At 57.7% G+C, this 14,707-nt stretch carries 15 protein-coding genes; 4 read left to right on the top strand and 11 right to left on the bottom strand.

All coding sequences use genetic code 11. The features are described from left to right. Positions 1 to 82 precede the first annotated feature (82 nt). The 5 genes from ACQ4MY_RS06180 to rplM form a co-directional block, all read right to left on the bottom strand. Positions 83 to 865, bottom strand: a complete 783-nt coding sequence (locus ACQ4MY_RS06180; RefSeq protein WP_440094383.1) for a cytochrome c1 — start codon at positions 863 to 865, stop codon at positions 83 to 85. Then, on the bottom strand, positions 865 to 2,076 hold the full coding sequence (locus tag ACQ4MY_RS06175; RefSeq protein ID WP_008080276.1) for a cytochrome b: 1,212 nt from the start codon (positions 2,074 to 2,076) through the stop codon (positions 865 to 867). The genes ACQ4MY_RS06180 and ACQ4MY_RS06175 overlap by 1 nt, the downstream gene beginning before the upstream one ends. Further along, a complete protein-coding gene (gene petA / locus ACQ4MY_RS06170; RefSeq protein ID WP_003228055.1) occupies positions 2,076 to 2,669 on the bottom strand; it encodes a ubiquinol-cytochrome c reductase iron-sulfur subunit in 594 nt (197 codons plus the stop codon). The genes ACQ4MY_RS06175 and petA overlap by 1 nt, the downstream gene beginning before the upstream one ends. A 269-nt stretch (positions 2,670 to 2,938) precedes the next feature. Further along, positions 2,939 to 3,331 carry a 30S ribosomal protein S9 gene (gene rpsI, locus ACQ4MY_RS06165; RefSeq protein ID WP_008080273.1) on the bottom strand — a complete coding sequence of 131 codons (393 nt, stop codon included), beginning with the start codon at positions 3,329 to 3,331 and terminating at the stop codon, positions 2,939 to 2,941. 14 nt (positions 3,332 to 3,345) lie between these two features. Further along, entirely contained in the window at positions 3,346 to 3,774 is a 429-nt protein-coding gene (gene rplM, locus ACQ4MY_RS06160; RefSeq protein ID WP_007917032.1) for a 50S ribosomal protein L13, read from the bottom strand. 245 nt (positions 3,775 to 4,019) lie between these two features. On the opposite strand from rplM, the gene ACQ4MY_RS06155 reads away from it, so the two are divergent. Then, on the top strand, positions 4,020 to 5,060 hold the full coding sequence (locus ACQ4MY_RS06155) for an NADP(H)-dependent aldo-keto reductase (RefSeq protein ID WP_008080271.1): 1,041 nt from the start codon (positions 4,020 to 4,022) through the stop codon (positions 5,058 to 5,060). Between the two features lie 187 nt (positions 5,061 to 5,247). Here the strand turns inward: ACQ4MY_RS06155 and ACQ4MY_RS06150 are convergent, their stop codons facing one another. After that, positions 5,248 to 6,384, bottom strand: coding sequence for an acyl-CoA dehydrogenase family protein (locus ACQ4MY_RS06150; protein WP_008080270.1), 1,137 nt, complete (start codon positions 6,382 to 6,384; stop codon positions 5,248 to 5,250). A gap of 250 nt (positions 6,385 to 6,634) precedes the next feature. Here ACQ4MY_RS06150 and ACQ4MY_RS06145 point away from each other — a divergent pair, with 250 nt between their 5' ends. Then, on the top strand, positions 6,635 to 7,531 hold the full coding sequence (locus ACQ4MY_RS06145; protein ID WP_177323306.1) for a GlxA family transcriptional regulator: 897 nt from the start codon (positions 6,635 to 6,637) through the stop codon (positions 7,529 to 7,531). Between the two features lie 255 nt (positions 7,532 to 7,786). Here the strand turns inward: ACQ4MY_RS06145 and zapE are convergent, their stop codons facing one another. From zapE to ACQ4MY_RS06130, 3 genes are all read right to left on the bottom strand, one after another. Next, positions 7,787 to 8,881 carry a cell division protein ZapE gene (gene zapE / locus ACQ4MY_RS06140; RefSeq protein WP_053123668.1) on the bottom strand — a complete coding sequence of 365 codons (1,095 nt, stop codon included), beginning with the start codon at positions 8,879 to 8,881 and terminating at the stop codon, positions 7,787 to 7,789. 90 nt (positions 8,882 to 8,971) lie between these two features. Continuing rightward, positions 8,972 to 10,327: a tryptophan--tRNA ligase gene (locus ACQ4MY_RS06135; protein ID WP_440094381.1), complete on the bottom strand. Its 1,356-nt coding sequence runs from the start codon at positions 10,325 to 10,327 to the stop codon at positions 8,972 to 8,974. A 24-nt stretch (positions 10,328 to 10,351) separates the two neighbouring features. Next, entirely contained in the window at positions 10,352 to 10,981 is a 630-nt protein-coding gene (locus ACQ4MY_RS06130) for an alpha/beta hydrolase (protein ID WP_440094379.1), read from the bottom strand. A gap of 144 nt (positions 10,982 to 11,125) precedes the next feature. Here ACQ4MY_RS06130 and ACQ4MY_RS06125 point away from each other — a divergent pair, with 144 nt between their 5' ends. Beyond that, positions 11,126 to 11,560, top strand: a complete 435-nt coding sequence (locus tag ACQ4MY_RS06125) for a YhcB family protein (RefSeq protein ID WP_008086953.1) — start codon at positions 11,126 to 11,128, stop codon at positions 11,558 to 11,560. 227 nt (positions 11,561 to 11,787) lie between these two features. Here ACQ4MY_RS06125 and ACQ4MY_RS06120 read toward each other — a convergent pair whose 3' ends face one another. Beyond that, positions 11,788 to 12,525, bottom strand: a complete 738-nt coding sequence (locus tag ACQ4MY_RS06120) for an OmpA family lipoprotein (RefSeq protein WP_008086951.1) — start codon at positions 12,523 to 12,525, stop codon at positions 11,788 to 11,790. 109 nt (positions 12,526 to 12,634) lie between these two features. Beyond that, complete coding sequence (locus ACQ4MY_RS06115; RefSeq protein ID WP_440094377.1) at positions 12,635 to 13,279, bottom strand: MBL fold metallo-hydrolase; 645 nt, start codon at positions 13,277 to 13,279, stop codon at positions 12,635 to 12,637. 156 nt (positions 13,280 to 13,435) lie between these two features. Between ACQ4MY_RS06115 and ACQ4MY_RS06110 the strand changes: the two genes are divergently transcribed. Next, a partial coding sequence (locus ACQ4MY_RS06110) for a M10 family metallopeptidase (RefSeq protein WP_440094375.1) occupies positions 13,436 to 14,707 on the top strand: 1,272 nt, incomplete at its 3' end.

Genomic DNA, 14,707 nt, shown 5'->3' with positions numbered 1-14,707 from the left:
CCCGCAATGCCTGGCTAGCCAGACGTTACGTTATCGGAGGGGCCCTTGGGCGCGCGCGATTAACAGCAATGCTTGAAGCGTATCAGTGCACGTCTTTCCAGTATTCACGCTTGAGCAGGTAGGCGAACACAAAGAAGAACGCCAGGTACAGCAAGACGTAAGTACCGATGCGCTGATGTTGCAGCTTAACCGGGTTAGCCGAGTAAGCCAGGAAGGTTACCAGATTCTTGACCTTCTCATCGAACTGCTCTTCGTTCAGAGCACCGGACTTCGGCACGATGGTCAACTGATCGCACGCTTCATGGGTCAGCGGCGTGCCGGTCAGCGGGTCATATTGCTTCTTGCCGTCTTCAACGATCTGCACCTGCTTGCAGCCCACCACCTGACGACCTTGCAGGCCGACCAGCACGTTAGGCATGCCGACGTTCGGGAAGACCTTGTTGTTCACGCCCCAAGGGCGTGCAGGATCTTCGTAGAACGACTTCAGGTAACCGTAGAGCCAGTCAGTGCCACGCACGCGAGCCACCAGAGTCAGATCCGGTGGTGCTGCGCCGAACCAGGTCTTGGCGTCGGTCGGCTGCATGCCGATGGTCATGTGATCGCCGATCTTCGCACCGGTGAACACCAGCTTCTCCAGCATCAATTCGTGCGGCACACCGAGGTCATCGGCAACGCGCTCGTAACGCTGGAACTTGGCACTGTGGCAACCCATGCAATAGTTGGCGAAAGTACGCGCACCGTCCTGCAGGGCCGCTTTATCGGAGACGTCAATGTCGACTTTTTCCAGCTCCGGACCACCGTGTTCAGCAGCGAACGACAAGACAGGCAACGCAGCAAAAATCAGAGCAAAAAATAACTTTTTCATCAGCCAGTCACCCTTTCCGGAACCTTTTTGGTCTTCTCGAGCCTGGTGTAGAACGGCATCAGAATGAAGTAAGCGAAGTACAGGAAGGTGCACACCTGCGACAGCAAGGTTCGCTCCGGCGTCGGCGCAAGCACACCGAGAATGCCGAGGATGACGAACGAAATGCAGAACACCACCAGCCAGATTTTGCTCATCCAGCCTTTGTAGCGCATCGATTTAACTGGGCTGCGATCCAGCCACGGCAACACAAACAACACCGCAATCGCCGCGCCCATGGCGATAACGCCCATGAGTTTGTCCGGGATCGCGCGCAAGATTGCGTAGAACGGAGTGAAGTACCAGACCGGGGCAATATGCTCTGGTGTCTTGAACGGGTTGGCTTGCTCGAAGTTTGGTTTTTCGAGGAAGTAGCCGCCCATTTCCGGGAAGAAGAACACAATAAAGCAGAAGATAAACAGGAACACCACGACACCGACAATGTCTTTCACGGTGTAGTACGGGTGGAAGGCAATGCCGTCCAGCGGGATGCCGTTTTCGTCTTTGTGCTTCTTGATGTCGACGCCATCAGGGTTGTTCGAGCCGACTTCGTGCAGCGCCAGAATGTGCAGTACCACCAGACCGAGAATCACGATCGGCAGCGCCACAACGTGCAAGGCGAAGAAGCGGTTCAGGGTGATCCCCGAGATCAGGTAGTCACCACGAATCCACTGAGTCAGATCGTTACCGATGACCGGAATCGCACCAAACAGCGAGATGATCACTTGGGCACCCCAGTAGGACATCTGGCCCCATGGCAGCAGGTAACCCATGAACGCTTCAGCCATCAGCGCCAGGTAGATCAGCATGCCGAAGACCCAGACCAGCTCACGCGGTTTCTGGTACGAACCGTAGAGCAGACCACGGAACATGTGCAGATAAACCACGATAAAAAATGCCGAAGCACCGGTCGAGTGCAGCAGACGCAGGATCGAGCCGTACTCGACGTCACGCATGATGTATTCAACGGAGGCGAAGGCTTCTTCCGCCGACGGCGTGTAGCTCATTGTCAGCCAGACGCCGGTGACGATCTGGTTGACCAACACCAGCAACGCCAGCGAGCCGAAGAAATAGAAGAAGTTGAAGTTTTTTGGCGCGTAATACTTGCTGAGATGGTCTTCCCACATTTTGGTCGCGGGGAAGCGCGCATCAACCCAATCCATGAACTTGCTCATCACGCTTTCTCCGTATCGACGCCAATGACAATCAGGTCATCGGTCTCATAGGAATGCGGGGGAACTGGCAGGTTCAAAGGCGCAGGTTGCGACTTGTAGACGCGGCCAGCCAGATCGTAGTGGGAACCATGGCAAGGGCAGAAATAACCGCCTACCCAGTCTTTGCCCAGATCCGCAGGTGCCACTTCGGGACGGAAGGTCGGTGAGCAACCCAGGTGTGTGCAGATCCCGATCAGCAGCAGAATTTCTGGCTTGATCGATCGCACTTCAGGGTCGACATAGGTGGGTTGCGTGGAGTTTTTGGAGGTTGGATCGGAGAGTTGGCCCTCGATCTTCTTGAGATTCCCCAGGATTTCCGCAGTACGGCGGACAATGAACACCGGCTGGCCGCGCCACTCAGCAATCATCTGCTGTCCTGGCTCGATCTTGCTGACATTCACTTTCACCGGTGCACCGGCGGCTTTCGCCTTGGCACTGGGAAACCATGACCCCACGAACGGGACCGCAGCCCCCACCGCTCCTGCAGCACCCACCACGGATGTGGCTGCTACCAAGAAGCGACGCCGGCCTGCATTCACGCCGTCATTGCTCATTCAGTCCTCTCCCATCAGCTTTTGTGGCCTGTTAAATCAGGCATCTACTAAATAAATCAATGTTACTTATAAAAATTTTGCCGAATGGTAATGAAAAGCCCCAATTCTGACAAGGGAATTACCCGGAGCTCTTACCCTCAAGCCTTGCAGTATAGGGGGTCTACGGAAGTGGCAAGTTGTCGCAGCGCAATTCTTTGATAAATCACAGGCATAAAAAAACGCCCGCTTCCGTGAGGAGGCGGGCGTTCTTTTTGAACGTGGAAGCGGAATTAACGCTTCGAGTACTGCGGACGCTTACGCGCTTTACGCAGACCAACTTTCTTACGTTCAACTTCACGAGCGTCGCGAGTAACGAAGCCAGCTTTGCGCAGAGCGCCACGCAGGGTTTCGTCGTAGTCCATCAGAGCGCGAGTGATGCCGTGGCGGATTGCGCCAGCTTGACCACTTACACCACCGCCGATCACGGTGACGTAGATGTCGAACTTCTCAACAGTCTCAGTCAGCTCCAGCGGCTGGCGAACTACCATGCGGGCAGTTTCGCGGCCGAAGAAGTTTTCCAGCGAACGGTTGTTGATGGAGATGTTACCAGTACCCGGACGCAGGAAAACGCGTGCGGTTGCGGTCTTGCGACGGCCAGTGCCGTAATTTTGAGTCGCCGACATAATGTACTATTCCGTTAAAACTTCAGTTCTTGGGGCTGCTGAGCAGTATGTGGGTGTGCAGCGCCCGCATAGACTTTCAGCTTACGGTACATGTCGCGACCCAGTGGGTTTTTAGGCAGCATGCCTTTAACCGCGGTCTCGATCACGCGCTCAGGGGCTTTAGCGATCAGCTTTTCAAAGTTGATCGACTTGATGCCGCCCGGGAAACCGGAGTGGGAGTAGTACATTTTGTCAGTGGTTTTAGCACCGGTAACACGAATCTGCTCAGCGTTGATTACGACGATGTAGTCGCCGGTGTCAACGTGAGGAGTGTACTCAGGCTTGTGCTTGCCACGCAGACGGCTCGCGATTTCGGTGGCCAGACGACCCAGGGTCTGACCAGCAGCGTCGACGACAAACCAGTCGCGCTTTACTGTTTCTGGTTTAGCAGTAAAAGTTTTCATTCTTTATAGCCTCAGGGGCCGCCCTGTAAATTAGACGGCGGATCTTACTGAATAGTGCGTACTTTGACAAGTCAAAGGCAGCCGGATACAGACGCTTTCGGGGGCTCGGGTCGGCGCGTCCGTTCAACGGCAAGATTCTTCGGCGGCGGCGCATCACTTCCACTGCAGAAAGAGGTCGGCAATTATGCAGATTGCGAAAAATATTTCAACCTGCTTTTATGATTGTTTTGCCCAAGGAGCACCCGATGGACTATCGCCAGCTAGGCCGTACCGACCTGAACGTGAGTGCAATCTGCCTCGGCACCATGACCTGGGGCGAGCAAAACACTGAAGCTGAAGCCTTCGCGCAGATCGAACGCGCCAAGGAAGCGGGGATCAATTTCATCGACACCGCCGAGATGTACCCGGTGCCACCGAAAGCCGAAACCTACGCCACCACCGAGCGCTACATCGGCAATTACTTCAAAAGTCGCGGCGATCGCGCCGACTGGATCCTCGCCAGCAAAATCGCCGGCCCGGGCAACACCATCGACTACATCCGCGACAAAAACCTGCGCCACAACCGCCAGCACATCACCGCCGCAGTGGATGCCAGCCTCGAGCGCCTGCAAACCGACTACATCGACCTGTATCAATTGCACTGGCCGGAACGCAGCACCAACTTTTTCGGACAACTGGGCTACAAGCACAAGATCGAAGCCAACCTCACCCCGCTGGAAGACACGCTCGAAGCACTCGACGAGCAAGTGAAGGCCGGCAAGATCCGCCACATCGGTCTGTCCAACGAAACGCCGTGGGGCACCATGCGTTTCCTGGCACTGGCCGAAGCCCGTGGCTGGCCGCGTGCAGTGTCGATCCAGAACCCGTACAACCTGCTCAACCGCAGTTTTGAAGTGGGCCTGGCGGAAATCGCCATCCGCGAACAGTGCGGCTTGCTCGCTTATTCGCCGCTGGCGTTCGGTTTCCTCTCAGGCAAGTACGAAGGTGGCGCACGTCCGCCGAAAGGCCGCCTGAGCCTCTATAGCCGCTTCAGCCGCTATTTCAACGCGCAATCGGAAGCAGCCTGCAGCCGTTACGTCGCACTGGCCCGTGAACACGGTCTGGACCCGGCGCAGATGGCCCTGGCGTTCGTGACCCAGCAACCGTTCGTCACCAGCAACATCATTGGCGCGACAACGCTTGAGCAACTGGACAGCAACATTGCCAGTTTCGATCTGAAGCTTTCCGATGAAGTGCTGGAAGGGATTGAGGCGATTCACAAGGATCATCCGAATCCGGCACCCTGATTGAGCATTAAAAGCTTCGCGAGCAGGCTCGCTCCCACAGGTACGGTGATCACCTGCTCGCGAAGAGGCCAGTCTGATCGTTCCCACGCTCCGCGTGGGAATGCATCCCGCGACGCTCCGCGTCGCATCCACAGCGGAACGCGGAGCGTCCCCGGCGGCATTCCCACGCAGAGCGTGGGAACGATCATCAGAGCGACCGCGCAATGATCTCTTTCATGATTTCATTGGTACCGGCATAAATCCGCTGTACGCGCGCATCCGCCCACGCCCGGGCCACCGGGTATTCCCACATGAAGCCGTAACCGCCATGCAACTGCACGCACTCGTCGAGCACCTTGCATTGCAGGTCGGTGCCCCAGTATTTAGCCATCGCGGCCGTCGGCACATCGAGCTTGCCTTGCAGGTGCAGTTCCAGACATTTGTCGACGAAGACTCGGCCGATCTGAATTTCAGTGGCCATTTCTGCCAGCTTGAAACGGGTGTTCTGGAAATCGGCAATTGCCTTGCCGAAGGCCTTGCGATCACGGGTGTAATCCAGTGTCCATTGCAACGCCGCTTCAGCTGAGGCCAGTCCGCCAATCGCCACCGTCAGGCGTTCCTGCGGCAGTTCCTGCATCAGATAGGCGAACCCTGCCCCGGCCTGACCCAAAAGGTTTTCTTTCGGCACACGTACGTCCTGGAAGAACAATTCCGAGGTGTCCTGCGCCTTCATACCGACCTTCTCCAGGCGTTTGCCCTTCTCGAAGCCCGGCGTATTGGCCTCGACCAGAAACAGACTGGTGCCCTTGGCGCCGGCCTTGGGATCGGTCTTGGCGACGACGATCACCAGGTCGGCGAGGAAGCCGTTGGTGATGAAAGTTTTCGAGCCATTGATCACGTAGTCGTCACCGTCGAGCACGGCAGTGGTTTTCACGCCCTGCAGGTCGGAACCGGCACCCGGCTCAGTCATAGCGATGGCCGTGACCATTTCGCCCGAGACCAGTTTCGGCAGGTACTTATGCTTCAGCGCCTCACTGCCGTAATGCAGGATGTAAGGAGCAACAATATCGGAATGCAGCGAGAAACCGATGCCGGTCAGACCGAGCCGGCCGACTTCCTCAATCACCACAGCGCTGTACAAAAAGTCCGCCCCCAACCCGCCGTATTCCTCCGGCAGATGCGAGCAAAGCATCCCCGCCTCCCCTGCCTTGTTCCACAGTTTACGGTCGATGTGGCCTTGTTTCTCCCACTGCGCATGGAACGGCACCGCCTCTTTTTCGAGGAAGGTTCGTACGCTGTCGCGAAATAATTCGTGCTCGGAGCTGAACAAGGTTCTGGGAATCATGCGGCACCTTTGTTTCTTGTTGGAGGGAGATGACCTTCAGAGACTATGCCTCCCCTCCGACACAGGACACTGGACACATCCGACAAAAAATAAGACGATCCAGCCGTCTGGTGACCACTTTCCCTTATAAAAACAAAACAAAAGTTGAATTATGTCCAAGCAAGTCTCCACGCCCTTGCGGCGCGTCAGCATCCTGGCGATCGACCAGGTTTTCGCCTTCACCCTCATGCAAGCCAAGGATTTTTTCCATGTGGCGAGCCTGCGTTACGGCAAGCAACTGGGCCACGGCCTGACTCCGGCGTTTGAAACGCGCCTCGTCAGCCCCGACGGCAAACCGGTGAAAAGCTTCAGTGACGTGGTCATCCCGGTGGACGGCGGTCTGGAAAACACCGATATCATCATCCTCCCGGCGTTCTGGGATGACTTCGATACGCTGTGCAGCCGTTACCCACAAATCCTGCCCTGGCTGCGCGAACAACACGCTCGCGGCGCGGTACTGTGCGGCGAAGCCACCGGCGTTTTCTGGCTGGCCGAAGCCGGGTTGCTCAATGGCAAGGAAGCGACCACCTACTGGCGTTTCTTCAATGCCTTCGCCGAGCGCTTCCCCAGGGTGCACCTCAATCAGGACAAGCACTTGACCGACGCTGACAATCTCTATTGCGCCGGCGGCACCACATCAGCCTGCGACCTTTACATTTATCTGATCGAGCGCTTCTGCGGGGCCAACGTCGCCCAGGCCGTGGCCCGCGACATCCTTTACGAAGTGCAGCGCAATTACTCCCCGGGGCGCATTGGTTTTGGCGGGCAGAAGCTGCATCAGGACGTGATCATCCTGCAGATTCAGCATTGGCTTGAAGAGCATTTTGCCGACAAGTTCCGCTTCGAAGATGTGGCGCGCGAGCATGGCATGAGCATTCGTAACTTCATGCGTCGCTTCCAGACTGCGACTGGCGACAAGCCCCTGCATTACCTGCAACGGCTGCGCATCGAAACGGCGAAGGGCTTGTTGTCGGGCAGCCGCAAAAGCATCAAGACCATCAGTTATGAGGTCGGTTACGACGACGCGAGCTTCTTTGCGCGGTTGTTCCGCCAGCACACCGAGCTGTCGCCGAACCAGTATCGGCAGCAGTTTCAGCAAGCTGCCTAACCCTCCCGATGATCGTTCCCACGCTCTGCGTGGGAATGCTGCCAATGGACGCTCTGCGTCCGCCCCGGAATGTGACGCAGAGCGTCACGGTATGCATTCCCACGCGGAGCGTGGGAGCGATCAAGATCGCAGCCTGCGGCAGCTCCTACAGAATGGCGTACACCTGTAGGAGCTGGCGAAGCCTGCGATCTTTTGATCTTCAGCGCATAAAAAAGGGCCTGCAATTGCAGGCCCTTTTTATTTGCCGAAATCCGCTTAAGGCTTGTGCGCCCGCGACAGGAATTCGTGCGATTGCATCTCCAGCAGACGGCTCAGCGTGCGCTGGAATTCGAAATTCAAGCGGCCGCCGGTGTACAGATCCTTCAGCTCGACTTCAGCAGAAATGATCAGCTTGACGTTACGGTCGTAGAACTCGTCGACCATGTTGATGAAGCGGCGAGCGATGTCGTCAGTGGTGACGCTCATCTGCTCGACACCGCTGAGCAACACGGCGTGGAAGATCTTGCCGAGTTCGATGTAGTCGTTCTGGCTACGCGGGCCGTCGCACAGTTCGCGGAAGTCGAACCAGGCCACGTCGTCGCAAGTACGCAGGGCGCGAATCTCGCGGTTCTCGATCATCAGCACATCGTTTTCGACCGCTGCAGTGCATTCCGGTGTCAGCGCGCGGAAGCTTTTGCGCAGGCTTTCGTGGGACGCTTCGTCGAGCGGGAAGTGGAACAGCTCCGCTTGTTCGAGGTGACGCAGACGGTAGTCGACGCCGCTGTCGACGTTGACGATCTCGGTGTTCTGCTTGATCAGCGCGATGGCTGGCAAGAAGCGCGCGCGTTGCAGGCCGTCCTTGTACAGACCGTCCGGGACGATGTTCGAGGTCGCGACCAGGGTCACGCCATTTTTGAAGAGTTCTTCCATCAACGTGCCGAGAATCATCGCGTCGGTGATGTCGGAGACGAAGAACTCATCGAAGCAGATCACCCGCGACTCGTCGGAGAAACGCTTGGCAATGATGGTCAGCGGGTTTTTCTCGCCGCCGAGGGTCTTCATCTCTTCGTGCACGCGCTTCATGAAGCGGTGGAAGTGGGTGCGGGTCTTTTCCTTGAACGGCAGCGCTTCGAAGAAGGTGTCGACCAGGTAAGTTTTGCCGCGACCTACGCCGCCCCAGAAATACAGGCCCTTGACCGGCGTCTGATCCTTCTTGCCGAACAGCTTGCTCAGCAGTCCCGGCTTGTTTTGATCGGCGGCGATCAGATCGTCGTACAGACGCTGCAAATGACGCACAGCAGTTTCCTGCGCGGCGTCATGGAAGAAGTCCGGGCGTTTCAGATCAGCTTGGTATCGTTCTAGGGGCGTCATAATTCGTTAGCAAGGCAACAAAAACGGGCCGTCACTGTAGCGACGGCCCGTGGGAATGGCAATCGGCCCTTGGTCGGACCGTGCCGCCGATTAGTCCTGAACCGGGGTCAGCGCAATGCGCAACGCCTCGATGGCCGCGTCCCGCGCAGCACCGTCGGCGAACGCCGGGCTGTCGCCGACACACTCGCCTTCCAGCCAGACGCTGAAGCTCAGGTCTTCGCTGCGTAGGTCCAGCGCTTGACCCGATTGCAGTTGCTTGGTCACCTGACCAGCGGTTTTACCGTCAGCGAAGTTACGCGACAGCAGCAATTGCTCGCCATCGGCCGCCAGCAGACGGAAGCGGAAGCTACCGTCGTCTTCGCGGAAGCTGACGAAACGTGCGGCTTTCGCGGCTTTCTTCTTGGTGGTTGCGGCAACCTGAACTTGATTGACGAACGAACGCAGGCCAACCGCTTCGCGCAGTTCGTTGAGGAACGGCGTGGCCACAGCACGGGCCTTCTTGGCGCCGATTTGCAGAATGTCTTCCAGATCAGCCGGGCGCTCGATCAACTGGTGATACTTGTCGCGCGCTTCGCCGAGATCGTTGTCGAGCAACTGGAACAAACGGCTCTTCGCCTCGCCCCAACCCAGACCACCGAGCAGTTCGCTACGGAATTCGTCAGCCTGCGCTGGCGTGGCGAACGCCTGGAACAGGGTGAACAGGTGCGAGTTGTCCGGATCTTTCGCTTCGCCTGGCGCTTTCGAGTCAGTAACGATCCGCGAAATCGCGTCCTTCATTTCTTTGGCGCTGGAGAACAACGGGATGGTGTTGTCGTAGCTCTTCGACATCTTGCGACCGTCGAGGCCTGGCAATGTCGCCACGCTTTCTTCGATCAGCGCTTCGGGCATGGTGAAGAATTCTTTGCCCTGACCGAACAAGTGGTTGAAGCGCTGGCCGATATCGCGGGCCATTTCCACGTGCTGAATCTGGTCGCGACCGACCGGCACCTTGTGCGCGTTGAACATCAGGATGTCTGCGGCCATCAGCACCGGGTAGCTGTAGAGGCCCATGGTGATGCCGGCATCCGGGTCTTCACCGGTTTCGACGTTCTTGTCCACCGAGGCCTTGTAGGCGTGCGCACGGTTGAGCAAACCCTTGGCGGCGACGCAGGTCAGCAGCCAGGTCAGCTCAGGGATTTCCGGGATGTCGGACTGGCGATAGAACGTCACGCGGTCGACATCGAGACCACCGGCCAGCCAGGTCGCGGCGATTTCCAGACGCGAGCGCTGGATGCGCAGCGGGTCATCGCATTTGATCAGGGCGTGGTAGTCGGCCAGGAAGTAGAACGAATCGGCATTGCTGTCGCGGCTGGCAAGGATCGCCGGGCGGATGGCGCCGGCGTAGTTGCCCAGGTGCGGGGTGCCGGTGGTGGTGATGCCGGTGAGGATACGGGTACGGTTCGTCATGGGTAATCGCTTGTCAGACTGCAATCAATTCGAGAGACGCGGCAGGATCAGATCCTTGAGATCGGTCAGCTTGCCATGAAAAAAGTGTCCGCATTCTGCCACTTTCAACAGCTCATGGGGGCGCTGGAGTTTTTCCGACCAGTCGTAAACCAACTGCGGCTCGATGACTTCGTCGGTTTCCGGCTGGATCAAGGTGAGTTCGCCCTGCTGCGGCAGTTGATCCTGCTCGCCCAGACGCATGACCGCCGGCGCGACCATGAACAGATGTTTCAGCTGCACGTCCTGGGCTTCGAGACGACCGCCGAGACTTGCAGCAACAAATCCGCCGAAGGAAAAACCGAACAGGGTCAGCGGCAGATCCGGGTGTTTTTCCCGCAGCCATGCCGCAGCCGCCTGGGCATCGTCGACTTCACCGGTGCCCATGTCGTGCGAACCTTCGCTGGCGCCGACGCCGCGATAGTTGAAGCGCAAGGTAATCAGGCCGGCGTCGCGCGCGGTGCGCTGCAGGGTCGAGACGACCTTGTTGAGCATGGTGCCGCCCTGCACCGGGTTCGGATGGCAGATCAGCGCGATGCCGCGCGGCTGCTCATTGTCGAGGTACAAGGCTTCGATTTGGCCGACTGGGCCGGCAATCACTACAGGGGTTTCACGCATCAGCAAGGAAGGAACTCCGTGACCTCGAATCGGGTCGACTCGTCTAGCAAATTGTCTGTGCCAATCTATTGCGAGTGAATCGCGGTATACAGCGCAGGTTCGAGCCGTTAACGTAAAGCAAAGCCGTTTATAGAGGAAGGACTCGTGGAACACTCGCTCTTAGTTTGGTTGTTACCGACTCTTGCCCTGGTTGTGGGTGTCGCCATTGGATTCCTGATCGCGCGCGTTGTGCCAAGCGCCGCGCCGAGCCGCACGCAGCGTCAACTGGATGATATCCAGGAGCGTTTCGACAGTTATCAAAACGAAGTGGTCACCCACTTCAACAGCACCGCGACGCTGGTCAAGAAACTGACCCAGAGCTATCAGGAAGTGCAGGATCATCTCGCCGAGGGCGCCAACCGTCTGGCCCTGGACGAGCAGACCCGTCAACGCCTGATCGCCGCGCTGCACGCCGACGCGGTACAGACCCCGCGCGAACGCCTGACGCCACCGCGCGATCAAGAGCCGCCGCGCGACTACGCACCGAAAACCCCGAATGCACCGGGAATGCTCGATGAGCATTATGGTCTGAAGAAGTAATCAGCCTTCGCTGCAAACAAAAGCCCCCGGACAGTGAAGTGTCCGGGGGCTTTTTTGTATCTGATAGTTTTGTGGGGCCGATTTGATCGCCATCGCGAGCAGGCTCACTCCTACATTTTGAAATGCATTCCCCTGTAGGAGTGAGCCTGCTCGCGATGAGGCCATAACCGGCCACACAAAAAAATGCCCGATCACCGGATCGGGCATTTCTTCATACGGGCAATCGTTTACGGATACTGCTGAACCGTGCCCGGCTGCTGTTGCTGCTGACCACCATACTGCTGCCCCGGGATCGCCTTAAGGTTGACCTCGACCCGACGGTTCTGCGCCCGGCCATTGACGTCACCGTTGCTGGCAATCGGGTTATCTGGGCCGGCGCCACGGGCCGACAGGTTGGCACCGCTGACGCCTTGCGAGGTCAGGTAGGTCGCCACGCTCTGCGCACGACGCTGCGACAGGTCCATGTTGTGCTGGCGGCTGCCGGTGCTGTCGGTGTAGCCGACGATTTCAATCTGGTTCTGGCTGAATTCCTTCAGCGAGCCCGCGAGGTTGTTCAGCGGCTGGTAGAAGCTGGAAGCGATGTTCGCCGAGTCGGTGGCGAAGGTGATATTGCCCGGCATGATCAGCTTGATCTGATCGCCTTGGCGCTGCACTTCAACACCGGTGTTGGCCATGCTCGCGCGCAGTTTTTTCTCTTGCTGGTCGGCGTAGTAACCGTAGCCGGCTGCCGAGGCACCTACCACGGCAGCGCCGATCAACGCGCCCTTGCCACGATTGTCGTGACCGATGGCGGCACCGGCCAGTGCGCCGGCGAGTGCACCGAGGCCTCCGTACTTGGCGGTTTTGCTCATGCCTTGCGAGCCACCGTCGGCTTGGCCCTGATTGTCATACGGGTTGGGCGAGGCGCAGCCGGACAGCACGGCCACGGCAGTAGCGACAATAATCAAACGACGCGTGGTGAACATGGAAAGCTCCTACTTTTGCATTCTATGGCGGCCATTTGGCAATGGACCTGTGCGGGCGTTGGATCATGACAATGCCGAAAAATTCCGCCGACAACCCGTGACAAAATATTTAGGCACGCACAAACGGGTTCTCGCGCATTTCATCGCCCAGACGCGTATCCGGACCATGGCCGGTCACAACCGTGGCGTCTTCGTCCAGGGTGTACAGCCGTTGCTTGATCGAGCGCACGATGGTCGCCTGATCGCCGCCCCACAAATCCGTGCGCCCTACACCGCGACGAAACAGCGTGTCGCCGGCAATCAACAGCTTAGCCTCGGAAAACCAAAAGCTCATGGAACCTGGCGTATGCCCCGGCGTATGCAGCGCCACGCCGCAGCCACAGGCCAACTCCTCATCGTCGCTCAACCAGCGATCTGGCGATGGCACCGGCACGTAAGGCACGCCGAACATCTGGCACTGCATCTCCAGGTTGTCCCAGAGGAATTGATCTTCCTTGTGCAGATGCAGGGTCGCGCCGGTTTTTTCCTTCATCTGCCCGGAAGCGAGAAAGTGATCGAGGTGTGCGTGGGTGTGGATGATGCTCACCACTTTGAGGCCTAGCGCATCGAGACGCGCCATGATCAGGTCGGGGTTGCCGCCCGGGTCGACAACAATGGCTTTTTTTGTAATCGGGTCACCGATGATCGTGCAGTTGCACTGGAGCGGGCCGACGGGAAATGTTTCGCGGATGAGCTTAGTGGCCGGGACATTCATCGAGAGCTCCTGAATTTCGATTTCCGACAGGATACCAGCCTGCCGAACTTCAGTTTCATGCCGGCGCACCGATACAGGGCTGAGTCATTTTTCTGGCGCCACTGACAAAAAAATAGTGGCGTACTGATATCAATTGACGCTGCTCTTGGTACAAAATTGTTTATTGAAGTGGCCATATTCAGGAAGGCCGCCCCCACTCAGGATCTCGCAATGTCGTCACCAACAGGTTATGTGCTCACCAGGCCTTCGTTTCTTACCGGCAATGCCCAGGCAGACAGCCTGATCTTTGGCACACAGTGGCTGAGCCCGGACTTTGGTGGCAGCGATTTCTTCTCGACCCGACTGACCTACAGCTTTGTCACCCCCGGCCAGTCGTACTTCGCCAAGGGCTACAGTCCGGACAACGAATTTCTCAACAGCTATGCCCTGACCAGTGCACAACAAACCGCCGTGACCAGTGCACTCAATGCCTGGAGCGCAGTAGCGAACATCAAATTCACGCTGATCAGCGACATTAACGGCAGCGCTGGCGACCTGCGTTTTGGCGGCTACGCCGGCATGGACCCAAAAACGGCCGCGTGGGCCTACTTTCCTGATGAAAAACCTCTGGCCGGCGACGTCTGGATCGGACCGGTGACGGATAACCCGAACCCTGTCCGAGGCACATATGACTACATGACATTTGTCCATGAAATCGGCCATGCGCTGGGCCTGAAGCACCCGTTCGAAGCGAGCCCGACCAACAGCACCCTTATTTCGCCGTTGATCGACGATTCGCATTTCACCCTGATGAGCTACAACAACACGTACTCCTATCAGCCAACGACGCCGATGGTTCTGGACATCCTTGTGATCCAGCAGCTCTACGGTGCCAACATGCTTTGGCAAACCGGCGACAACGTCTACAAATGGGCATCGGATCAATCGGTTTTCGAGACCATCTGGGACGCTGGCGGCAACGACACCATCGACGCAAGCAATCAACTGTCGGCCGTCACACTGAACCTCAATGAGGGGCAGTACAGCCAGATCGGCAAGGCCTTCGTCAATACAGCGACTCAGATCTCGGTCAATGATGGTCTTGCCATCGCCTTCGGCGCGAAGATTGAAAATGCCATCGGCTCGGCCTTCAATGACATTCTGGTCGGCAACAGTCTGGACAACGTGCTGGATGGCCGGGCGGGCGCCGATACAATGTCCGGCGGCGCCGGCAACGACACTTACATCGTCGATAACGTCGGCGATACCATCGTTGAAACCGGTAGCTCACTGACCGAAATTGATACGGTCATTTCGGCCATCGACTACACATTGGGCACCAATCTCGAGAATTTGACGCTGTGGGGGAGCAACAACCTCAACGGCACCGGCAACGCGCTCAACAACATCATCACCGGTAACGCCGGCAACAACACCCTGGACGGTGGC

The sequence above is a fragment of the Pseudomonas sp. SM4 genome, from assembly GCF_051913165.1.
Lineage (GTDB): Bacteria > Pseudomonadota > Gammaproteobacteria > Pseudomonadales > Pseudomonadaceae > Aquipseudomonas.
The sequence above is the reverse complement of the archived record's forward strand: the minus strand, read 5'-3'. Positions and strand labels throughout refer to the sequence as shown.